Raw genomic sequence first — 21,158 nt, forward strand, 5'->3', positions numbered from 1 at the left:
CGCCGCGCAGCGGGTTGGCTTACCGATCGGCGTCGGTGAACCGGATGACGCCGCGAATGTTCTTGCCGTCCAGCATGTCCTGGTAGCCGTCGTTGATCTGCTCCAGCTTGTACTGGCGGGTGATCATGTCGTCCAGGTTGAGCTTGCCGGCCTTGTACATCGACAGCAGCTGCGGGATGTCGTACTGCGGGTTGCCGCCACCGAAGATGGTGCCCTGCAGGTTCTTCTGCATCAGGGTCAGCATCGCCAGGTTCAGGGTCACGTTGGTGTCCAGCAGGCTGCCGATGGCGGTCAGCACGCAGGTGCCGCCCTTTTGGGTGATGTTGAGGTAGTTGTCGATGTCGGCACCGAGCAGCTCACCGACGGTGACGACCACTTTGTGGGCCATGAGGCCGTAGGTGACCTCGGCCATGCCCATCAGCGCGGCGTTGATGTCGGGGTAGACGTGGGTGGCGCCGAACTTGAGCGCCTGATCGCGCTTCCACTCCACCGGGTCGATCGCGAAGACGTAGCGCGCGCCCGCGTTGACCGCACCCTGCAGCGCTGCCATGCCGACACCGCCGACGCCGACAATGGCGACGTCTTCACCCGGCCGGATGTTGGCGGTACGGACCGACGAACCGTAACCCGTGGTGACACCGCAGCCGACCAGGGCGGCCACCTCGAACGGCACCGACGGGTCGATCTTCACCACCGAGCTGCGGTGCACGACCATGTACGGCGAGAAGGTGCCCAGCAGAGTCATGGGGAAGACGTTCTGGCCGCGCGCCTGGATGCGGAAGGTGCCGTCGGAGACCGCGGCGCCGCCCAGCAGGCCGGCTCCCAAGTCGCACAGGTTGCGCATGCCGGCCTGACAGGTCGGACACTGCCCACAGGACGGGATGAAGGACAGCACCACGTGGTCGCCCGGGGCGATGTCCTCGACGCCGGGTCCAACTTCGGTGACGATGCCCGCACCTTCGTGCCCACCGAGGACCGGGAACCCGGCCATCGGGATGCCGCCGGTAACCAAGTGATGGTCGGAGTGGCACATGCCCGCCGCTTCCATCTGGATCTTGACCTCGTGCGCTTGCGGGTCGCCGATTTCGATCTCTTCGATGGACCACGGCTGGTTGAATTCCCAGATCAGCGCGCCTTTTGTCTTCACGTTGGACCTGACCCCATTTCGCCTTTGAAATTAACTGCCCGACCGATCTTGTCCGGCAGCGGTGGTGAGAAGTGCCACACGGCACCCTTGTCGCGCCAGCATAGCGCTTACAACAAATCAAATGCTTGGTTGGGTGCGCTCCGGCTCACCAGATCGGAGACGGCGCCTCCCCAATCGGGTAGTAGCCCGGCAGCCGCTCGCCGGCGATGCTGCGTTCGATGCGCTTCTGCATGCCGGTACTGAGATCGCCGGACTCGATGAGCTTCCCAAACATCTTCGCGACGTGACCGAAGTCGAAGAAGTCACGCTGCCACTCGATGAGCCCTTCGCCGTTGAGGCGGAACCAGCTGCCACCGATGCCGTAGATCTCGTCCTGGGTGCCGTCGGTCTTGTTGACGATTTGCTTCCAGAAGCCGACGATCTCGCCCTGCTTCTCGTCGATGAGCACCTTCTGGTACTCGTAGACCCAGTTCTCCAGGCCCTCCATCTCGAGGCCGAGCGCGACATCGCGGATCTCGTCGACGCCAACGCACATCACATCTTCCTTGGGGCCGATGTTCCAGCCGTAGGTCGCGTCCTTGGTGTAGAAATCTGCCAACGGCTTCCAGTCGCCGGCCTTTTCACAGTCCTTGTTGGCCTGCAGCCAGCGGTCAACCCATGCCTCGAGGTCTTCGCGCGAGTGTGACGCCTGTGATGTCATGGGGTCAGTCTTCCTTCTCTTTGATGAATAGTGCTTGCGTTGGGCACATATCGACCGCGCGCTCGACTTCATCGCGGGCGTCTTCGGGCGGTTCGGGGTCGAGAATCTCGACCTTGCCCCGCTTGGGCACCCGGAAGTAGTCCGGCGCCTCCAGTTCGCACATGGCGTGGCCCTGACACAAATCCAGATCCGCTTCGACTCTGAATGCGCCCATCGGACTTACTCCTTACGCGTTGCGCTTGCGGTAGCGCGCCTTGGCCGGCCGGGCAAGCTGCACGACCATCTTGGAGTGGTCGTTGTGGTAGCTGTCGGCGGGCTGGGCCATCTCAAACTCATACTCGCGCAACAGAACCGAGAAGATTGCCTTGATCTGCATCTGCGCGAACGCGGCGCCTACGCAGCGGTGCCGCCCCGCGCCGAACGGAATCCAGGTCCACCGGTTGACGATGTCGGCTTGCTCGGGCTTGTTGTAGCGGTCCGGGTTGAACCCGTCGGGGTCGGGGAAATCCTCCGGGATCCGGTTCGAGATCGCCGGCGACGCCGCCACGAAGTCACCCTCGTGGATAGGAAAGCCCTGCACCTCGAATTCGCCCTTGGCGACCCGCATCAGGATGATCAGCGGCGGATGCAGGCGCAGGGTCTCCTTGACCACGTTGTCCAGCTTCGGAATCTGGCGCAGCGCATGGAAACTCACCTCCTGGCCGTCGGCGTAGAGCTCCTCGAGCTCGGCCAGCACCTCGGCGTACACATCGGGATGGCGGATCAACTCGATCAACGTCCACGCCGAGGTCCCCGAGCTGGTGTGGTGCCCCGCGAACATCAGCGAGATGAACATCCCGGTGACCTCGTCCGCGGAGAATCGTGGATTGCCCTCCTCGTCGCGGATCGACACCAGCACGTCGAGCATGTCGCGGTCGGCCTTGTCCTTCGGCGGGTTCGCGATTCGCTGATCCATGATCTCCTGCACCAGCGCAACGAGTTTGACGCGCGCCTCGTCGCGAAGACGGAAGCTTTCGATCGGCAGGTACGGGTCGACGTAGCAGAGCGGATCGGTGCCGCGCTCGAGCATGTGGTAGTACTCGGCGAACCGGTGGTCGAGCTGTTCGCGGAACTTCAGCCCGATCAGGCAGGCCGTCGAGGTGTAGATGGTCAGCTCGGCGAAGAAGTCGAGCAGCTCGATCTCGCCCTCGTCGCCCCAGTTGGCGATCATCTTCTTGACCTCGCCCTCGATGGTGGCGGCGTGGCCCTTCATCTGCTCGCCGCGCAGCGCCGAGTTGTGCAGCATCTCCTTGCGCCGTTCGGGGCTGGCGTCGAACACGACGCCCTTGCCGAAGATCGGCGTCATGAACGGGTAGGCCTCGGCCTGGTCGAGATCCTCGTCGGCGGAGCGGAAGAAGAACTCGTTGGCTTCGGAGCCCGACAGGAAGATGACGTGCTTGTCGACCAGCTGGAACCAGCCGACGTCGCCACACTCGTCACGGATGCGCTGCATCAGGCCGATCGGGTCGGTCCGGAACTCCTCGAGGTGTCCGTGTTCTTCTTCGCCGCCGGACACCCGGGGCACGATGGCGGTGGTCATTTGCTCACTCCTCACCGGCGCGCGGGTCGCGCGCCGCATCGTCGTTTCGCGAAGTCATGACGGCATCCCATCTTCGCCGAGTGCGAGCTTCTGGCGATCTTTGTTGTCGGCCAACGGGGCTTCGGGCTGAAGCTCCATGTTCGCGATGTAGCCACCGCGCGGTGTTTCGGCGACGAAGGTGATGGCGCGTCCCAGGTCCGCCGCGCGCAGGAAGTAGTCATGGCGGGCCTGGCCCCACTTGGCCCAATCTTCGAGCGCGGGGCCGATCTTGTCGGCCGGCAGGCTCCAGCCCATCGACGTCTTCGTCGGGCCGGGGTGCACGATCGAGGCGCGCACGCCGGTTCCCTCGAGCTCCATCTGGAAGTTGGTGACCATCGCGACCAGCGCGGCCTTGGCCGCTCCGTAGGCGCCCATGTGCGGCCGTTGGCGCAGGGCCACATCGGAGCCGACGAAGATGAGGTCGCCGCGCTGGCGTTCGAGCATGCCCGGCAGCACCGCGGTGGCGAGCCGGTTGGCGCCGACGACGTGGATCTGCAGCTGCGACTCGAACTCGTCGGTGGTGATCTCGGCTAGCTTGCCGAAGTAGGTGTCGCCCGCGCCGGCCACCAACACCTCGATGTCACCGAGCGCATCCACCGCTTGTGCGACAAAGGATTTCACTGAGTTCGGGTCGGTGACGTCCAGGTGGAATCCGACCGCCTCGCCACCTTCGGCGTTGATCTTGCCGACGATGTCGTCGAGCTTCTCGACCCGGCGGGCGCCCAGGGCGACCGGGAAGCCATGCGCCGCGAGTTCGATGGCAGTGGCTTCTCCGATGCCGGAGGAAGCGCCGGCCACTATCGCCGGTCGACGTTCGGGCAGGGGAGCAAAGCGGGGCATCTAGGAGACCTCCAGGGCCATCGGTAGGTGTGCGAACCCGCGCACGTTACTGGAATGGACACGAACCGAGTTGGCCTCATCGACCTCGTAACCCTTGATTCGCTTGAACAGTTCGGTGAGTGCCACTCGGGCCTCCATCCTGGCCAGGTGGGCGCCCAGGCAGAAGTGCGCACCGCTGCCGAAACTCAGGAGTTTAGGCCCGATTTCGCGCCCGATCACATAGTCGTCGGGGTTGTCGAACACCCGCTCGTCGCGGTGCCCGGAGCCGGGCAGCAGCAGCAGGATGTCCCCGTCGGGGATCGTGGTGTCGTAAAGCGTGAGCTCGCCGGCCACGGTGCGGGCCAGGATCTGGCTGGAGGTGTCGTAGCGCAAGGTCTCCTCCACCCACGACGGCACCAGCTCGAGGTCGGCGTAGACCGGGGTGAGCTGATCGGGGTTCCGGTGGCCCCAAAACGCAGCGTTGGCAAGGAGTTTGGTGGTCGTCTCGTTGCCGGCGATCACCATCAGGAACATGAATCCGATGATTTCGTCGTCGGTCAGCCGATCGCCGTCGATCTCGGCCTCGAGCAGCGCAGTCGTCAGGTCGTCGGTCGGCTTCTCGCGGCGCTCGGCGACCATCTGTTGGTAGTAGACGATGAGGTTGATCGACGCGTCGACCGCCGCGGCCGGCACGTCGGTGACGCCCTCGTCGCGGTGCATGACGCCGTCCGCCCAGGCACGCACCTGGTCGCGGTCCGGTTCGGGAACCCCCATCAGTTCGGAGATGACGTCCATGGGTAGCTTGCCGGCGAATTCGTCGACGTAGTCGACCGCTCCGTCGGCCGCCTTCTCCAGCATGATGTCCAGGTGCTGGTGCGCGATCTCGGTGACCCGCGGCTCGAGTTCGCGGATCCGCCTGGGCGTGAACCCTTTCGACACCAGAGTCCGCAGCCGCAGGTGGGCCGGGTCGTCCATCGCGAGGAAGCTCATCGTCTTGCTGGCGTGCGGGCCGCGCGACGCCGGGTCCAACGAGACGCCGAACTTGTTGGAAAGCGTTGTGCTGTTGCGGAATCCTTGCAGCACATCTTGATGCCGCGACAGCGCCCAGAACTTCAGTTCTTCGTTGCGATACAGCGGCGCGTCGTCGCGTAGCCGTTGGTAATACGGATACGGATCTTCGTGGAAGTCATAGTCGTAAGGATCGAGGACCAATTCGTGGTCTCCAACGTGGACGGTCATTCGGATCTTGTCTCCTGGCTCGTCTCCCCGGTGCCGGGCAGGATCAGACTCACTACATAGGCCAGCCGGTCGGCGATCTGGTGATAGGTGAACTGGCCACTGGCTGCCTGCACCAATGCGCCGAAGAACGTCATCTCGAGAGCGGACACCGTGCTGGCGTCGGCGCCGGGCCCGATGGCCGTCGCGATGCGGCGGTGGATCTCCGCGCCGATCCGATCACGCGCGGCGCCCACCGCGGGATCGGCGCCCCCGCCGAGCAGTGCGATCGTGCAGGCCGCCCCGACCTCGGGCTCATCGGCGACGACCAAGGCCAGATGGCGCAACACCTTGTCGACCCGGACCGGCATGGGGTCGTTGACGTCGGTGAAGAACGGGACCTGTTGGACCAGGTCCAGGTACACCTCGGCGATCAAGTGGTTTTTCGACGAGAAGTAGGTGTAAGCCGTGGCCGGGGCAACTTTGGCCCGGGCCGCGACGGCACGCACCGTCAGGTCGGCGTAGGACTTCTCGCGCAGGGTTTCGATGCCGGCGGTGAGCACCTTGCGGAAGGTCTCCTCTTGGCGGCGATTGCGCGGCGCCTGACCGGTAGGTTGCTCGGCCTGGGCTGTGACCGTAACCAGGGCATCGCTGGACACATGTCCAAGCTATCCGACGGATGGGATGTGAAGCAAGCCCGTCCGATAAATATGCCGCTTAATAAGCAGTTTTGCCGCGCGCTGGGGCCTGTTGCGAGATCGGCTCTTGCACCGTGGATGGCCCGGCGGCTATGGTGCGATGGGACATTATCGGACAACTGTCCATTCTGCACACGAATGGATTTTGCCCCATGTATTTGCCACCCCATAGACGGGAGCGAGAGATGGCCTTGTTGGCCGACGGCGTGAGTGAACTCTTCATCGACGGCAAGATGTCGGCCGGCAGTGCCGGTACCTTCCCGACCGTCAACCCGGCGACCGAGGAAGTACTGGGAGTCGCGGCCGACGCCGACGCCGAGGATATGAGCCGGGCGATCGATGCCGCGCGCCGCGCATTCGACGACACGGACTGGTCTCGCAACATCGAGTTGCGGGTTCGGTGTGTGCGGCAGCTGCGCGAGGCGATGCAGCAGCACCTCGAAGAGCTGCGCGACATGACCATCGCCGAAGTCGGTGCGCCTCGGATGCTCACCGGAATCGCTCAGCTCGAAGTGCCGGTCAACGATCTGGCGTTCGTGGCGGATACCGCCGAATCATACGAATACAACCAGGATCTCGGCCAGGCATCGCCGATGGGCATTCCCACCCGGCGCACCATCGCCCGCGAGGCCGTTGGTGTCGTCGGCGCCATCACACCGTGGAACTTTCCCCACCAGATCAACCTCGCCAAGATCGGGCCCGCGCTGGCCGCCGGAAACACCGTCGTGTTGAAGCCAGCCCCCGATACCCCTTGGTGTGCTGCCGTGCTGGGTGAACTCATCGCCGAGCACACTGACTTTCCGCCCGGTGTGATCAACATCGTCACGTCCAGCGATCACAGCGTGGGCGCGATGCTGTCCAAAGACCCTCGGGTGGACATGGTTTCGTTCACCGGGTCGACTGCCACCGGCCGCGCCGTGATGGCCGACGGCGCCGCGACCATCAAGAAGGTCTTCCTCGAGCTGGGTGGGAAGTCGGCCTTCATCGTCCTCGACGATGCCGACCTGAGCGGCGCGGTGGGCATGGCCGGGTTCTCGGTGTGCATGCACGCCGGGCAGGGTTGCGCGATCACCACCCGGCTGGTGGTGCCGCGGGCGCGGTATGACGAAGCCGTCTCGATCGCGGCCGCGACGATGGGCGGCATCAAGGCCGGCGACCCCACTGACCCCAGAACCATTTGTGGGCCAGTGATTTCAGCGCGCCAGCGCGATCGGATACAGGGCTATCTCGACTCGGCGATCGCTGAGGGCGGGACGTTTGCGTGCGGAGGAGGCCGGCCGCCCGACCGCGAAGTCGGTTTCTTCATCGAGCCCACCGTGATCGCGGGGCTGGGCAACGACGCTCGGTGCTCACGCGAGGAGATCTTCGGCCCGGTCCTGACGGTGATCCCGCACGACGGCGACGACGACGCGGTGCGCATCGCCAACGACTCGCCATACGGGCTGTCGGGCACGGTATTCGGCACCGACCCGGAGCGGGCGGCCAGGGCTGCCGCGCGGGTCCGCGCCGGCACGATCAATGTCAACGGCGGCGTGTGGTATTCGGCCGATGCGCCGTTCGGCGGGTACAAGCAATCCGGAAACGGTCGCGAGATGGGTCTGGCCGGTTTCGAGGAGTACCTGGAAACCAAGACCATTGCGACAGCGGTTAACTAGAGGAGCTCGCAAGCATGAGATTTGAAAACAAGGTCGCCGTCGTCACCGGATCGGGCGGTGGCATCGGCCAGGCTTACGCCGAGGCGCTCGCGCGTGAGGGCGCGGCGGTCGTAGTAGCCGACATCAATGCGGAGGCGGCCGAAGGCGTGGCCAAGCAGATCTCCGCCGACGGCGGCACCGCGCTGAGCATCCCGGTCGACGTTTCCGATCCGGAGTCGGCCAAGGCGATGGCCGATCGCACGCTGGCCGAGTTCGGCGGGATCGACTACCTCGTCAACAACGCGGCGATCTTCGGGGGCATGAAGCTGGACTTCCTGCTCACCATCGACCCCGAGTACTACAAAAAATTCATGAGCGTCAATCTCGATGGCGCGCTGTGGTGCACCCGCGCGGTGTACAAGAAGATGTCCAAGCGGGGCGGCGGCGCGATCGTCAACCAGTCATCCACCGCGGCCTGGCTGTACTCGAACTACTACGGTCTGGCCAAGGTCGGCGTCAACGGGCTGACTCAACAGCTCTCGCGGGAGTTGGGCGGCCGCAACATCCGGATCAACGCGATCGCACCCGGTCCTATCGACACCGAGGCCAGCCGGACCACCACGCCCAAGGAGATGGTGGACGACATCGTCAAGGGGCTTCCGTTGTCGCGCATGGGAACTCCCGAGGATCTGGTCGGCATGTGCCTGTTCCTGCTGTCGGATGAGGCCAAGTGGATCACCGGGCAGATCTTCAACGTTGACGGCGGACAGATAATACGGTCATGACAGATCTGAAGCTGGGGTATATCGGGCTGGGGAACATGGGCGCGCCGATGGCCACGAAGATGACCGAATGGCCGGGCGGGGTAACGGTTTACGACATCCGGACCGAGGCGATGACACCGTTGGTCGAGAAGGGCGCCAGCCTGGCCGACAGCGTCGCCGACGTTGCCGCCGCCGACATCATCCATATCACCGTGCTCAACGACGCCCAGGTGCGCGAGGTCGTCGGCGAGCTGGCCGCCAATGCGAAGCCCGGCACCGTCATCGCGATCCACTCGACCATCAGCGACACCACCGCCGTCGAGCTGGCCGCCGAGCTCAAACCGCAAGGCATCCATGTTGTCGACGCGCCCGTCAGTGGCGGGGCAGCCGCGGCGGCGAAGGGCGAACTCGCCACCATGGTGGGCGCCGAGCGCGAGGTGTACGAGCGGATCAAGCCGGCATTCAAACACTGGGCGGCGATGGTCATCCACGCCGGCGAGCCCGGCGCCGGGACGCGAATGAAGCTGGCGCGCAACATGTTGACGTTCACCTCGTACGCGGCGGCGTGTGAAGCCATGAAGCTGGCCGAGGCGGCGGGGCTGGATCTACAGGCGCTGGGCCGGGTGGTGCGCCACACTGACGCGCTGACCAGCGGGCCGGGGGCCATTATGGTGCGTGAGGACATGAAAGACCTTGAGCCGGAGAACTTCCTGTACGAGCCGTTCTTGCACACCCGCGGCCTGGGGGAGAAGGATCTGAGCCTTGCGCTGGGTCTGGGCGAAGCTGTATCGGTTGATCTGCCGCTTGCCCGGCTGGCGTATGAGCGGCTGGCGGCCGGCCTCGGGGTACCGCACACACGGAAAGAGACGTAAATGGACGAAGTGCGCCGCAAGGGCCTCGAGAAAATGAACGAGGTCTACGGGTGGGAGATGCCCAACATCGAGGGCGACGCGTACTTCGACCTGACCGTCGATCACCTGTTCGGCGACATCTGGAACCGGCCGGGTTTGTCGATGCGCGACAAGCGCATCATGACGTTGACGGCGGTGACCGCGGTCGGAAGCCGCGACCTGGCCGAGATCCAGATCAATGCGGCCCTGCTGAACGGGGAACTCACCGAGGACGAGCTCAAGGAGATGGCCGTCTTCCTCACGCACTATCTCGGGTTCCCGCTCGGTTCTGCGCTCAATGGGGCGGTCTCCGCCGTCGTGGCAAAGCGCAAGAAGGCCGCCGCGAAGGGTGCCGGCGAGGACAAGAAGGCCAACGTGGATGCTGCGATCAAGATGAACAGCGGAAAGACGCCCGACTAGACCTCAGTAGGGCTGGCCGCCTTTGGGCATCACGTATTCGGAAGGCGGCCCAAACACCCCGTTGACCGATGTTCCGCCCTGGATGATGCCCGGCGCCATTGCCATCATGCCTTGCGGGAAGCCGAGCCTCGGCTTGGTCAGTGAGGTGAGCCGGGCCACTTCCTCGGCGCTGAGGCTGACGTCGACGGCGCGGAGGTTGTCGTCGAGCTGCGAGAGTCTGCGGGCCCCGATGATGATCGATGAGACCGCACGCTGTGCGTGCACCCAGGCCAGTGCCACGCTGGCCACGTTGGTCTCGTGCGCTTTGGCGATGGCCTCGAGTTCGTCGATCAGCGCGTAGGTCTTGTCGTTGAGGAAGGAATCGACCATCACACCGCGATCGGCGTTGTGCTGTCCCGCATTTCGCCGGGTGTACTTGCCGCTGAGCACGCCGCCTTTCAATGGCGACCACGGCGTGATGCCGAGGCCGAATTCACTGGCCATCGGAACAAGCTCCTGTTCGACGGTGCGTTCGAGCAGCGAGTATTCGATCTGCAGTCCGATGAATGCCGACCAGCCGCGGAAGCGGGCGATCAGGTTGGCCTCGACGATCTTCCATGCCGGGGTGTCCGAGACGCCGATGTAGCGAACCTTGCCGGCCGCCACGAGGTCGTCGAGGGCCCCCATCGTCTCCTCGATGGGGGTGTTCGTGTCCCACATGTGCAGCCAGTACAGGTCGATGTAGTCGGTTTGCAGGCGCCGCAGCGAGTTGTCGCACGCGTCGATCAGCGATTTGCGGCCCGAGCCGCCACCGTTGGGATCGCCGGGATACAGATTGCCGCTGAACTTGGTGGCGATCACCATGCGATCGCGTCGGGCAGCGTGGCGCCCGATGTGGTCGCCGATGATTTTCTCGGAGTGGCTCCGGGTGTAGAAGTTGGCGGTGTCGATGAAGTTGCCGCCGAGTTCGGTGTATCGATCGATGATCTGTTGGGACTCTTCCACGCTGGTGCCCCAGCCGAGGTCCTCTCCGAATGTCATCGCGCCCAGACACAGGGGGCTGACGCGCAAACCGGACCGTCCGAGTGTCACGTATTGATCCAGCGGCATGATGCCCACTTCCTGGTAGATTGTTCGAATATGAGGTTGTTCATTCCTAAACTAGTTCACGACTGAACGACCTGGCAAGTCGATGTCTGTAGTTGATGCTGCCAAGATCTGGTCACTGAATTATCGCGTGCTGCTCTCGGTCATCTCGTGCGCCGAGGCCAATATCTGCGCGCTGGGACTCGAGTCCAAGGAACTGTTCCTGCTCGCCGAGATCGACGAACATCCCTACCCGGCCGAATTGGCCGCGACGCTGAGCATGCCCAAGGCGACGGTGACGCTTTACCTGAAACGGCTTGAGGCCGCGGGTTTCGTGACGCGCGAGATCGACGCGTCCGATTTGCGGCGCCATCGACTTCTGCTGACCGCGCCCGGGCGTCAAGCCGCCAAGAACGGTCTGGCGCTGCTGTCCGATGAGTTCAACAAGCGTCTGGGACGTCTGAGCGCAGCGCAGCAAAAGGACCTCAAAAACCTGCTCGAGAAAATCCTGTAACGCGGTGACGCTAGTCTGACCTGTCGTGCGCGTTCTGGTGATCGGCTCCGGTGCCCGTGAACATGCCCTGCTACTGGCCCTCAGTAGAGATCCGCAGGTCACGGGGCTAGCCGTTGCTCCCGGCAACGCCGGCACCGCCCGGCTGGCCGAGCAACACGACGTGGACATCGCCTCCGGCGAGGCTGTGGTCGCTTTGGCACGTGAGGTGCGCGCCGACCTGGTCGTCATCGGCCCCGAGGTTCCCTTGGTGCTCGGGGTGGCCGACGCCGTGCGCGCCGCCGGCATCGTCTGCTTCGGGCCCAGCAAGGATGCGGCTCGCATCGAGGGCTCGAAGGGATTCGCCAAGGAGGTCATGGCGGCCGCCGGGGTGCGGACCGCGTCCAGCGAAATCGTGGACAATCCCGCGCATTTGGACGCAGCCCTCGATCGCTTCGGCCCACCCGCCGGGGACCCGGCTTGGGTGGTCAAGGACGACTCCTTGGCGGCCGGCAAAGGCGTGGTGGTGACACCGGATCGGGACGCCGCCCGCGCCCATGGTGCCGGCCTGCTCGAGGCTGGACATCCGGTGCTATTGGAGTCCTTTCTCGACGGCCCCGAGGTTTCGCTGTTCTGTGTGGTCGACGGCAAGACCGTGGTGCCGCTGCTGCCGGCACAAGATTTCAAACGGGTGGGTGACGGCGACGCGGGCCCGAACACCGGTGGCATGGGAGCCTACGCGCCGTTGGCGTGGCTTCCCGACGACGTGTATCGGGAGGTGCTCACCGAAATCGTGGAACCCGTTGCGGCCGAGATGGTTCGGCGTGGATGTCCATTCTCTGGATTGCTCTATGTCGGCCTCGCCATCACCTCCAACGGGCCGGCGGTGGTCGAATTCAATTGCCGCTTCGGCGATCCGGAGACCCAGGCCGTCCTGGCGCTGCTGGATTCGCCGCTCGGGCAGCTGCTGCATGCCGCCGGCGCCGGGGAGCTCGCCGACTTCGGCGAGTTGCGCTGGCGGGACGGTGCCGCCGTGACCGTCGTGCTGGCAGCAGAGAACTACCCAGGGCGTCCCCGGGTAGGCGACGTGATCGCCGGGTCCGAAGCCGATGGTGTGCTGCATGCCGGAACAACGCGTCGCGACGACGGTGCGATCGTCTCTTCGGGCGGCCGGGTGCTGTCGGTGGTGGGCACCGGCGCCGACCTGTCCGCGGCGCGCGAGCACGCCTACGAAATCCTGCGGTCAATTCGGTTGCCGGGCAGTCACTTCCGCAGTGATATCGGATTGCTGGCGCAAGAGGGCAAGATCCACGTCTAAAAGGCCACAGCTTGGCCGTCGCGACGCGGATCACTGGCCGCAAGGTACCCGTCCTCGAGGCGCCAGATCGCCTGGCAGCTGCCGAATGCGTTGTAGTCGTCCACGGTGAGCAGGTCGTGCCCGCGCTGTCGCAGCTCGTCGAGCGTTGACGGCGGAAAGCCCTGCTCGCAACTGACCTGCATTCCCTGCACCCAGCGGAACCGCGGGCCATCGCAGGCCGCCTGTGGGTTCTGGCCATAGTCGGCGATGCGAACCAATACCTGCACATGGCCTTGGGGTTGCATCGGACCGCCCATCACCCCGAAGCTCATCACCGGCTCCCCGTCCTTGGTCACGAAGCCGGGGATGATCGTCTGGTAGGGCCGCTTATTCGGCCCGACTTGATTTGGATGTCCTTGATCTGCAACGAAACCCGCTCCGCGGTTTTGCAGTGAGATGCCCGTGCCCGGCACCACCACACCGGATCCGAATCCCATGTAGTTCGACTGGATCATCGACACCATCACGCCCGAGGCGTCGGCAGCGGTGAGATAGACGGTTCCCCCGGTCGGGCTGCCCGCCGACGCGGGCTTCGCCCGATTGCGGTCGATCAGTGCAGCCCGCTGCTTCAGATACTCCGTGTCCAGCAGGTCCTCGGGGCGCAGCGGCATGTGGTCGATGTCGGAGACGTAGACCTGCGCGTCCGCGAAAGCCAGCTTGAGCGCTTCGATCTGCAGATGCACACTGTCGGCGGAATCGACCGGCAGCGAGGACATGTCGAACTGCTGGAGGATCCCGAGCGCAATCAACGCCACAATGCCCTGCCCGTTGGGCGGTATCTCGTGGACGGTGTAGCCGCGGTAGGTTCCGCTGATCGTGCCGACCCAATCGGCGCCGTGGGCGGCGAGGTCGCTGGCCCGCATCGCGCCGCCGTTCGCCGTTGCGTGCGTTTCGAGTTGGGCCGCCAGTTCCCCGCGATAGAAGGCCTCGCCGCTGGTGGCCGCGATCTCTTCGAGTGTGACCGCATGCGCGGGAAGGCGAAAAAGCTCACCGGCTTTGGGCGCCCGCCCATCGGGCAGGAACGCCTCGGCGAACCCAGGCTGAGATGCGAACAACGGCACCTGCGCGTCCCACTGCTGCGCGATCGTCGGTGAGACTGGAAAGCCGTTGCGGCCGTAAGAGATCGCCGGCTCGAAGACGCGCTCGAACGGGAGTTTGCCGAATTTGGCGTGCAACTCCACCCATGCCGACACCGCTCCCGGCACGGTCACCGAGTTCCAGCCCAGCGCGGGAACGCCCTTGTCGTCGAAGAACTCTGGCGTCCACGCCGCCGGCGAGCGGCCAGATGCGTTCAGGCCGTGTAGCTTCTTGCCGTCCCAGACGATGGCGAAGGCATCCGAGCCGATGCCGTTGGATACCGGCTCCACGATGGTCAGCGTGATGGCGGTGGCGATGGCCGCATCGGCGGCGCTGCCGCCCTGGGCGAGCATCCGCAGACCCGCTTGGGCCGCAAGCGGCTGCGATGTGCACACGACGTTTGGTCCGAGAACGGGCTTTCGCGGCCAGGCGTAAGGGAAGTTCCAGTTGAACGGTGTGCTCACGTCCGCGAGCGTAACGCTCAAGCCGTCAGCAGCGGTGCCATCCAGGTCAGTTCGGCCGGCAGCTGCGAGCTCCAGAACGCCGGGTTGTGCCCCCCGGGCGAGAAACCACCGGCGGGCGGGTTGGGCAGCTGAGCGATGAACTGCTTGGTCGCGTCGTAGAACGGATCACTGTCGCCGCAGTCGATCCGGATCGGAATCGACGCCAGCGCCGGCATTCCGAACACCGAATTCGCCGCGAAGTCGTCGGGGCCGTCGAATGCACCGGGCGCGGCCGCTCCCGAAGACATCCACAGCGCCGGGCTCACCGCGCAGATCGCTGCGGTGCGTGCGGGTCCCAGCCGGCCGCCGAGCAGCAATGCGCCATAGCCACCCATCGACCAACCCAGGAACGCCACCCGCGAGGTGTCCAAGCGCTGGCTGTCCAGCATCGGGATCAGCTCGCTCAGCACCATCGCACCGGAGTCTTCGCCGGAAGCCCGCTTGTGCCAATAACTACCGCCGCCGTCGACGGCGACGACCGCGAATGGCGGTAGTCCGGCATTGACGGCCTGAGCCAGTCCCTGCTCGACACCGCCCGCCATCACGGTGGCCGCATCACTGCCCTTGCCGTGCAGCGCGATCACCGGCCGCAGCGGTTTGGTCTGGCCCGGCGGCCGTGCGATCGCCCAGTTGGTCGAGATCCCGCCGCGCGCGGCGGACACGAAGGAGCCGGTCGTCATGGTCGGCGCCGGGTCCCCCGAGGGAGCCGGCGCGAGCGGTGCGGTGGGCGGCGCCATCGGAACCTGCGTGCTGGCCCTCGATACCGGAATGCTGCGAGATGTTCTGGTGTGTAATAGGTTGTCGAGCGCAAAAGCGCCCGCTGCACCTATAGCCGCGCTGGCACCAAGACCGAGCACGGCGCGGCGGCTCAAGTCGGGCATGCGGGCCATCATGCCATGGGCGTTTGGCGGAAATGGCAATGCAGTACCACTTTGGCTGGCACGATGGCTACTCGTGACTGCAGCGGTGACTCCGAAAGGAGAACGTCGACGGTATGCGCTGGTGAGCGCTGCCGCCGAGCTGCTTGCCGAGGGCGGGTTCGAAGCGGTGCGGCACCGAGCGGTCGCACAGCGGGCCGGTCTGCCCTTGGCGTCCACTACGTATTACTTCTCGTCCCTGGACGACTTGATCGCACGGGCGGTCGAACACATCGCGATGATCGAGGTGGCTCAGCTGCGCGCGCGGGTCAACGCGCTGTCCCGCAGGCGCCGCGGGCCCGAGACCACCGCCGAGGTACTGGTTGACCTGCTGGTGGGTGACCTCTCCGATCAGACGCTCGTCGAACAGCTGATATCGCGCTACGAGCGGAACATCGCCTGCACCCGCCTGACCGCGTTGCGCGAAACCATGCGCCGCAGCTTGCGGCAGCGTGCCGATGCCGTCGCCGAGGCGATCGTGCGATCCGGCCGCGCTGTGCGTATCGAGTTGATCTGCACACTGATCTGCGCGGTCGACGGTTCGGTGGTCTCCGCACTGGTCGAGGGCCGCGATCCCCGCACCTCGGCAATGGGCACCGTGATCGACATCATCGACGTGCTCGCACCCATCGACGAACGACCGGTGCGGATCTGACCCGTTACTGCCCGATCAGCTCGGCCGGCAGTGACGGCGTCACGATGTACCCGCTGGCGGCGTCACCGTAAATCGTGATGCGGGCCGGGCAGCGCTGGGAGTACAGCGCCACGTAAGCGCAGACCACGGCATCGACCGGGTCTTCGGCGCGACGCAAGTCGCTCTTGCGCTGCGCCGTCGTCACCTGTTTGCGCAGTGCGATCCAGTCGTGGTGATCGGCGACGCGCAACGGCACGTCGGCGTCGGCGAGCCGCTCGATGCCGTCGATCAGCAGCAGCAGCTCGGATTTGAGCCGCTCGAGGGTGCGGCCGGGCTTGGCCTTGTATTTCAAGGTCCGCTCCAGCCGGAACAACGCGACGGTCGCCGCGTGCGGATAGACCTCGATCGCGCGCCGCGCGGTCGCCGACTGTGGATCCATGTCGAGGCCCAATGCCTCGGCCAGCCGCGCTCCGCGCGGACCGTTGGCGAACTCGGGCTTTCCGGTGTTGGCCGGATGTGCGCCGGCTTCGAACCTGCGGAAGTCACGGTTGAGCGCGGTCTCGGCCGGGCGCTGACCAGTGGGGTTGTTCACCACCAGCGGGGCGTCGAACCCGACCACGCAATCGCCGTGCAGGTAAGGCCGCAATGCCGCCAGGATCTCGTCGTCGTCGCGGACCGCGCCGGCGCTCACCAGGTCACCCCCGGAGTCGACGACGGCGACACCGGTCGGGTTGCGGGTGCCCCACGCGAGGTCGACGCCGGCGAAGTACATCGGGACAGGGTATGACTTGGCGCTCGCCGCATGGGGTGCGGCGTTTCGTCAGGGTGACAATCAACGCGGCGTAGTCGGCCAGCAGTGTCTTCCGCGAGGACGCCGACCGTAAGCTGTGTGCTTGTGAGCATTCCGAATGTGCTGGCTGCCCGGTACGCCAGCGCCGAGATGGTCGCGATCTGGTCGCCGGAGGCCAAGGTCGTCGCGGAGCGGCGCTTGTGGCTAGCCGTGTTACGGGCGCAGACCGAACTCGGCGTTCCGGTGCCCCCGGAAGCGGTCGCCGACTACGAGCGAGTCCTCGACGACGTGGACTTGGCTTCGATTGCGGAACGTGAACGGGTGCTGCGTCATGACGTGAAGGCCCGCATCGAGGAATTCAACGCGTTGGCCGGTCACGAGCATGTGCACAAGGGGATGACCAGTCGCGATCTGACCGAGAATGTCGAGCAGCTGCAGATCCGGCGGTCGCTGGAATTGGTCTTCTCGCACGGGGTGGCGGTGGTCGCGCGGCTTGCCGAGCGGGCGGTGAACTATCGCGATCTGGTGATGGCCGGACGCAGCCACAACGTCGCCGCGCAGGCCACCACGCTGGGCAAGCGGTTCGCCTCGGCAGCCCAGGAGACGCTGATCGCGTTGGCCAGGCTCCGCGAGTTGATCGACCGCTATCCGCTGCGCGGCATCAAGGGCCCGATGGGCACCTCGCAGGACATGCTCGACCTGTTGGACGGCGACGCGGCCAAGCTGGCCGAGCTCGAGCGTCGTGTTGCTGAATTCCTGGGCTTCGCAAACGTTTTGACCAGTGTCGGGCAGGTGTATCCCCGTTCGCTGGACCACGATGTGCTCTCCGCGCTGGTGCAGCTCGGTGCCGGGCCGTCGTCGATGGCCCATACCATCCGGCTGATGGCCGGGCACGAACTCGTCACCGAAGGCTTCGCGCCGGGGCAGGTCGGTTCGTCGGCGATGCCGCACAAGATGAACACCCGAAGCTGCGAACGGGTCAACGGCCTACAGGTTGTGCTGCGCGGCTACGCCTCGATGGCCGCCGAGCTGGCCGGCGCCCAGTGGAACGAAGGTGACGTGTTTTGTTCGGTGGTACGCCGAGTTGCGTTGCCGGACAGCTTCTTTGCCGTCGACGGCCAAATCGAGACGTTCTTGACGGTGCTCGACGAGTTCGGCGCTTACCCGGCGGTGATCGAGCGTGAGCTGGATCGCTATTTGCCGTTCCTGGCCACCACCAAGGTGTTGATCGCGGCCGTGCGGGCGGGCCTGGGCCGCGAGGCCGCGCATCACGTGATCCGCGAACACGCGGTGGCAACGGCGTTGGCGATGCGAGAACGCGGTGCCGAACCCGATCTGCTGGACCGGTTGGCCGCCGACGAGCGGCTGCCGCTGGACCGTGCGGCGCTGGACGCCGCGCTGGCCGACAAGAAGGCATTCACCGGCGCCGCCGGCGATCAGGTCGACGAGGTCGTTGCGACGGTCGACACGCTGGTGGGCCGCTACCCGGACGCGGCCAAGTACGCACCGGGTGCGATCCTGTGACTCTTGCTGCCGCGCTCTCCGGCATCGACTTCACCGATCTGGACAACTTCGCCAACGGTTTTCCGCACGAGTTGTTCGCCGTGCACCGCCGCGAGGCGCCGGTCTATTGGCACGAGCCGACCGACAACACCCCCGACGCGGAGGGCTTTTGGTCCGTGGCGAGCTACGCGGAAACGCTTGCAGTGCTGAAGGATCCGGTGACGTACTCATCGGTGACCGGCGGCGCTCGGCCGTTCGGCGGGACGCTGTTACAGGACCTGGCCATCGCGGGCCAGGTGCTCAACATGATGGACGACCCGCGGCATTCACAGATCCGGCGACTGGTCAGCTCCGGGCTGACGCCGCGAATGATTGGTCTCGTCGAGAACGATCTGCGGGCCCGGGCGCGACGGCTGCTGGATGACGTGGTGCCGGGCGAACCGTTCGACTTCCTCGTCGACATCGCCGCCGAACTGCCGATGCAGATGATCTGCATCCTGCTGGGAGTGCCGGAGTCCGAACGGCATTGGCTGTTCGAGGCCATCGAGCCCCAGTTCGACTTCGGCGGCTCGCGCAAGGCGTCGCTCTCTCAGCTGTCGGCTTCGGAACGAGACGCCGCGGCCGGCTCGCGGATGTACAGCTACGGCCAGGAGCTGATCGCGTCGAAACGTGCCAACCCGACCGACGACATGTTGTCGGTCGTCACCAACGCCGCCCTCGATGACGTTGACGCGCCTGCCTTGTCGGATCTCGAGCTGTATCTGTTCTTCAGCCTGCTGTTCAGTGCCGGCGCGGAGACGACCCGCAACGCGGTCGCCGGTGGAGTGCTGTCGCTGGCCGAGCATCCGGACCAATTGCGCGCGCTGCGAGCGGATTTCGACATGCTGCCGACGGCGGTCGAGGAGATGGTGCGGTGGACTTCGCCGTCGCCGTCCAAACGGCGCACCGCCACCCGCGACGTCGTCCTGGGCGGGCAGTCGATCGAAGCCGGGCAGAAGGTACAGATCTGGGAAGGCTCGGCCAACCGCGACGCCGGTGTGTTCGACCGCGCAGACGAGTTCGACATCGGGCGAAAACCCAATCCGCACTTGGGCTTCGGTCAGGGCGTGCACTACTGCCTGGGGGCCAATCTGGCGCGCCTGGAGCTGCGAGTCCTGTTCGAGGAGCTGCTGTCGCGCTTCGGCGCCGTGCGGGTGGTGCGGCCCGTCGAGTGGACGCGAAGCAACCGCCACACCGGCATTCGGCATCTGGTCGTGGAACTACTCGAGGAGTCGTGAGGTTCCGGCTCGCCGACATCGAGCCGTCACCAGATGTGTTCGCCGCGGTGATGGCGACCGGAATTCTGTCCATCGCCGCGGGTAACCACCACTACGTGGTGATCAGCCAAGCACTGGGCGTCCTCGCTTCGCTCGGCCTATTGGTCCTGGTTGCGCTGGTCATCGCGACCCGCGGGCTTGCGCGCTGGGATTTGCGCGATCCCGATGTCACGTTGCGGCTGTTCACGTTTGTCGCCGCCTGCGCGGTGCTGGACAGCCGGCTGGCAACGCAGCCGGCATTGGTGTGGGTGCTGGGACTGGCCGCCTTGGCATCGTGGCTGGCGCTGGTCGCACTCAGCGCTCGCAACATGTCGGCGCGAGGGTGGTCGGCGCTGCGAGATCAGGCGCACGGCGCGTGGGAGCTGGCCAGCGTGGGGACCTCCGGTTTGGCGATCGTCGCCGGCAAGGTCGCCCGGTACACGCCGCAGCATTGGTGGCTTGCAGCGGCGCTGCCGGTCTGGGTGGCGGCGCTGTGCATCTACGCACTGATGACCTGGCTGATCCTGGGGCGCACGGTCGCCGAGCGGCAGGACCGGGAGGGGTTCGAGCCCGACACCTGGATCCTGATGGGCGGCTTGGCCATTGCGACGTTGGCCGGCGACAATATCCACCGCCTGGCGCCCGCGTGGCTTTCCGGTCCGGTGCTCGTCGTCACGGTCGTGACGTGGGTGGCGGCCACGCTGTGGATACCGCCGCTGATCTACTTTGGATTGCACCGCATGAGTCATCGCCCCGAGATGCTGCACTTCGCCGGTGTGTGGTGGGCGTTCGTGTTCCCGCTGGGCATGTATTCGGCGGCCTGCTACACGATGGCGGCGGAGCTCGGGCATCGGTCGCTGATCACCGTGTCATTGGTCTTCTTCTGGGATGCGTTGGCGGCGTGGCTGATTGTGGTTGTCGCCGGACTCCTGCGCACCTGGCGCGGGCTCGTAGGGGATTAGCGCGCGCGAAGCGCGATCCCTGCGGAGCGCAGTTCGAGGGCCGCCAGCGCACGGATCGTGAAGGGATCCTCGCGACGCCACCCGCCGACGGGATCCGCGCTGACGGCGGCCAGTTTCCCCGGCGCACGATTGGTCAGTGCCCGCAGCGCGAGCAGCTGTTCGCCGGCCGGGGTGGCCGCCAGGGCGGTCACGGTCAACTTGCGCCGGAAGAACCGGAGCCGCAGGTAAAGCCACGGCGCGGTCGCGACGAGGATCGGCGGTGCGACGACGGCCAACGCGAGCAGCACCGCGAGCCAGCCGGCCGTGGTGTCCAGCTCGTGCAGGGCGCCCGCGATGTCGACGGCGGCCTGGCTGGCCGAATTGAGTGGCTTGCTGACGGTATCGCCGACGACCGGGATGTGTTGCGCGCCATGACCCGCTGAGGCGAGGTTGCCCGCGATGCTGTGGGTGCCGTCCTCGACTTTCCGGCCGGCTTCGGCGATCGTCGAGATGGCGTCGTAGACGGCGGTGCCGACAAGCAACCAGATCGCCGTCCACACGACGATGACGGCATCGCTGAACAGCTGGGCCAGCAATCGGCCGGGCGTGGTGGCGTAGGGCAAAAAGCGCGATCTCATAACCTTGATCCCAGCACAGCTCCCGGCCCGGGGTGGGCTTCCC

Annotated in this window: 22 protein-coding genes; 10 read left to right on the forward strand and 12 right to left on the reverse strand. The window is 65.7% G+C overall.

Translation table 11 applies throughout. The annotated features are described in order from the left end of the window. Positions 1-19: 19 nt before the first annotated feature. From ACZY0B_RS01995 to ACZY0B_RS02025, 7 genes are all read right to left on the reverse strand, one after another. Positions 20-1,147 (reverse strand): NDMA-dependent alcohol dehydrogenase, encoded by a 1,128-nt coding sequence (locus ACZY0B_RS01995; protein ID WP_463762257.1) that lies wholly within the window; start codon positions 1,145-1,147, stop codon positions 20-22. Positions 1,148-1,292: 145 nt separating this feature from the next. Continuing rightward, positions 1,293-1,847 carry a nuclear transport factor 2-like protein gene (locus ACZY0B_RS02000; RefSeq protein ID WP_463762258.1) on the reverse strand — a complete coding sequence of 185 codons (555 nt, stop codon included), beginning with the start codon at positions 1,845-1,847 and terminating at the stop codon, positions 1,293-1,295. A 4-nt stretch (positions 1,848-1,851) separates the two neighbouring features. Beyond that, positions 1,852-2,061 (reverse strand): ferredoxin, encoded by a 210-nt coding sequence (locus tag ACZY0B_RS02005; protein ID WP_463762259.1) that lies wholly within the window; start codon positions 2,059-2,061, stop codon positions 1,852-1,854. Positions 2,062-2,073: 12 nt separating this feature from the next. After that, complete coding sequence (locus ACZY0B_RS02010; RefSeq protein WP_463762260.1) at positions 2,074-3,426, reverse strand: cytochrome P450; 1,353 nt, start codon at positions 3,424-3,426, stop codon at positions 2,074-2,076. A 54-nt stretch (positions 3,427-3,480) separates the two neighbouring features. Next, positions 3,481-4,305 (reverse strand): SDR family oxidoreductase, encoded by an 825-nt coding sequence (locus tag ACZY0B_RS02015; RefSeq protein ID WP_463762261.1) that lies wholly within the window; start codon positions 4,303-4,305, stop codon positions 3,481-3,483. Next, a complete protein-coding gene (locus ACZY0B_RS02020; protein WP_463762263.1) occupies positions 4,306-5,523 on the reverse strand; it encodes a cytochrome P450 in 1,218 nt (405 codons plus the stop codon). Next, positions 5,520-6,158, reverse strand: a complete 639-nt coding sequence (locus tag ACZY0B_RS02025) for a TetR family transcriptional regulator (protein ID WP_463762264.1) — start codon at positions 6,156-6,158, stop codon at positions 5,520-5,522. Before ACZY0B_RS02025 ends, ACZY0B_RS02020 begins: the two co-directional genes overlap by 4 nt. Before the next feature lie 224 nt (positions 6,159-6,382). On the opposite strand from ACZY0B_RS02025, the gene ACZY0B_RS02030 reads away from it, so the two are divergent. The 4 genes from ACZY0B_RS02030 to ACZY0B_RS02045 are packed head-to-tail and all read left to right on the forward strand — an operon-like array spanning position 6,383 to position 9,905. Continuing rightward, positions 6,383-7,852: an aldehyde dehydrogenase gene (locus ACZY0B_RS02030; RefSeq protein WP_463762265.1), complete on the forward strand. Its 1,470-nt coding sequence runs from the start codon at positions 6,383-6,385 to the stop codon at positions 7,850-7,852. 14 nt (positions 7,853-7,866) lie between these two features. Continuing rightward, complete coding sequence (locus tag ACZY0B_RS02035; protein WP_463762266.1) at positions 7,867-8,616, forward strand: SDR family oxidoreductase; 750 nt, start codon at positions 7,867-7,869, stop codon at positions 8,614-8,616. Next, on the forward strand, positions 8,613-9,467 hold the full coding sequence (locus ACZY0B_RS02040; RefSeq protein WP_463762267.1) for an NAD(P)-dependent oxidoreductase: 855 nt from the start codon (positions 8,613-8,615) through the stop codon (positions 9,465-9,467). Before ACZY0B_RS02035 ends, ACZY0B_RS02040 begins: the two co-directional genes overlap by 4 nt. Continuing rightward, entirely contained in the window at positions 9,468-9,905 is a 438-nt protein-coding gene (locus ACZY0B_RS02045; protein WP_463762268.1) for a carboxymuconolactone decarboxylase family protein, read from the forward strand. Between the two features lie 3 nt (positions 9,906-9,908). Here ACZY0B_RS02045 and ACZY0B_RS02050 read toward each other — a convergent pair whose 3' ends face one another. Next, entirely contained in the window at positions 9,909-11,003 is a 1,095-nt protein-coding gene (locus ACZY0B_RS02050; RefSeq protein WP_463762269.1) for an aldo/keto reductase, read from the reverse strand. Positions 11,004-11,121: 118 nt separating this feature from the next. Here ACZY0B_RS02050 and ACZY0B_RS02055 point away from each other — a divergent pair, with 118 nt between their 5' ends. After that, a complete protein-coding gene (locus ACZY0B_RS02055; protein WP_463762270.1) occupies positions 11,122-11,484 on the forward strand; it encodes a MarR family winged helix-turn-helix transcriptional regulator in 363 nt (120 codons plus the stop codon). Positions 11,485-11,509: 25 nt separating this feature from the next. Next, the gene (purD, locus tag ACZY0B_RS02060; protein ID WP_463762271.1) at positions 11,510-12,778 is read left to right on the forward strand and encodes a phosphoribosylamine--glycine ligase; all 1,269 of its coding nucleotides are present in this window, start codon (positions 11,510-11,512) and stop codon (positions 12,776-12,778) included. Here the strand turns inward: purD and ggt are convergent. Then, positions 12,775-14,358, reverse strand: coding sequence for a gamma-glutamyltransferase (gene ggt, locus ACZY0B_RS02065; protein WP_463762272.1), 1,584 nt, complete (start codon positions 14,356-14,358; stop codon positions 12,775-12,777). The genes purD and ggt overlap by 4 nt on opposite strands. Positions 14,359-14,375: 17 nt before the next feature. Next, on the reverse strand, positions 14,376-15,290 hold the full coding sequence (locus tag ACZY0B_RS02070) for an alpha/beta hydrolase-fold protein (RefSeq protein ID WP_463762380.1): 915 nt from the start codon (positions 15,288-15,290) through the stop codon (positions 14,376-14,378). A 61-nt stretch (positions 15,291-15,351) separates the two neighbouring features. Here ACZY0B_RS02070 and ACZY0B_RS02075 point away from each other — a divergent pair, with 61 nt between their 5' ends. Then, a complete protein-coding gene (locus tag ACZY0B_RS02075; RefSeq protein WP_463762273.1) occupies positions 15,352-15,969 on the forward strand; it encodes a TetR/AcrR family transcriptional regulator in 618 nt (205 codons plus the stop codon). 4 nt (positions 15,970-15,973) lie between these two features. Here the strand turns inward: ACZY0B_RS02075 and ACZY0B_RS02080 are convergent, their stop codons facing one another. Next, positions 15,974-16,720 (reverse strand): DUF429 domain-containing protein, encoded by a 747-nt coding sequence (locus ACZY0B_RS02080; RefSeq protein WP_463762274.1) that lies wholly within the window; start codon positions 16,718-16,720, stop codon positions 15,974-15,976. 123 nt (positions 16,721-16,843) lie between these two features. Between ACZY0B_RS02080 and purB the strand changes: the two genes are divergently transcribed. From purB to ACZY0B_RS02095, 3 genes are read left to right on the forward strand one after another with little or no spacing between them, the layout of a single operon-like run. Continuing rightward, positions 16,844-18,262 carry an adenylosuccinate lyase gene (gene purB / locus ACZY0B_RS02085; RefSeq protein ID WP_463762275.1) on the forward strand — a complete coding sequence of 473 codons (1,419 nt, stop codon included), beginning with the start codon at positions 16,844-16,846 and terminating at the stop codon, positions 18,260-18,262. Then, positions 18,259-19,518: a cytochrome P450 gene (locus ACZY0B_RS02090; RefSeq protein WP_463762276.1), complete on the forward strand. Its 1,260-nt coding sequence runs from the start codon at positions 18,259-18,261 to the stop codon at positions 19,516-19,518. Before purB ends, ACZY0B_RS02090 begins: the two co-directional genes overlap by 4 nt. Continuing rightward, positions 19,515-20,498: a tellurite resistance/C4-dicarboxylate transporter family protein gene (locus ACZY0B_RS02095; RefSeq protein ID WP_463762277.1), complete on the forward strand. Its 984-nt coding sequence runs from the start codon at positions 19,515-19,517 to the stop codon at positions 20,496-20,498. The genes ACZY0B_RS02090 and ACZY0B_RS02095 overlap by 4 nt, the downstream gene beginning before the upstream one ends. Here the strand turns inward: ACZY0B_RS02095 and ACZY0B_RS02100 are convergent. Further along, positions 20,495-21,115 carry a hypothetical protein gene (locus ACZY0B_RS02100; protein WP_463762278.1) on the reverse strand — a complete coding sequence of 207 codons (621 nt, stop codon included), beginning with the start codon at positions 21,113-21,115 and terminating at the stop codon, positions 20,495-20,497. The genes ACZY0B_RS02095 and ACZY0B_RS02100 overlap by 4 nt on opposite strands. Positions 21,116-21,158 lie beyond the last annotated feature (43 nt).

The organism is Mycobacterium sp. IDUB_19, from assembly GCF_055419445.1.

Coding starts and splice junctions, on each gene's coding strand:
- ACZY0B_RS02000 (WP_463762258.1), bottom strand. CDS start 1,847: ATGACATCACAGGCGTCACACTCGCGCGAAGACCTCGAGGCATGGGTT.
- ACZY0B_RS02030 (WP_463762265.1), top strand. CDS start 6,383: ATGGCCTTGTTGGCCGACGGCGTGAGTGAACTCTTCATCGACGGCAAG.
- ACZY0B_RS02040 (WP_463762267.1), top strand. CDS start 8,613: ATGACAGATCTGAAGCTGGGGTATATCGGGCTGGGGAACATGGGCGCG.
- ACZY0B_RS02045 (WP_463762268.1), top strand. CDS start 9,468: ATGGACGAAGTGCGCCGCAAGGGCCTCGAGAAAATGAACGAGGTCTAC.
- ACZY0B_RS02080 (WP_463762274.1), bottom strand. CDS start 16,720: ATGTACTTCGCCGGCGTCGACCTCGCGTGGGGCACCCGCAACCCGACC.
- ACZY0B_RS02020 (WP_463762263.1), bottom strand. CDS start 5,523: ATGACCGTCCACGTTGGAGACCACGAATTGGTCCTCGATCCTTACGAC.
- ACZY0B_RS02100 (WP_463762278.1), bottom strand. CDS start 21,115: ATGAGATCGCGCTTTTTGCCCTACGCCACCACGCCCGGCCGATTGCTG.
- ACZY0B_RS02070 (WP_463762380.1), bottom strand. CDS start 15,290: ATGATGGCCCGCATGCCCGACTTGAGCCGCCGCGCCGTGCTCGGTCTT.
- ACZY0B_RS02010 (WP_463762260.1), bottom strand. CDS start 3,426: ATGACCACCGCCATCGTGCCCCGGGTGTCCGGCGGCGAAGAAGAACAC.
- ACZY0B_RS02035 (WP_463762266.1), top strand. CDS start 7,867: ATGAGATTTGAAAACAAGGTCGCCGTCGTCACCGGATCGGGCGGTGGC.
- ACZY0B_RS02015 (WP_463762261.1), bottom strand. CDS start 4,305: ATGCCCCGCTTTGCTCCCCTGCCCGAACGTCGACCGGCGATAGTGGCC.
- ACZY0B_RS02005 (WP_463762259.1), bottom strand. CDS start 2,061: ATGGGCGCATTCAGAGTCGAAGCGGATCTGGATTTGTGTCAGGGCCAC.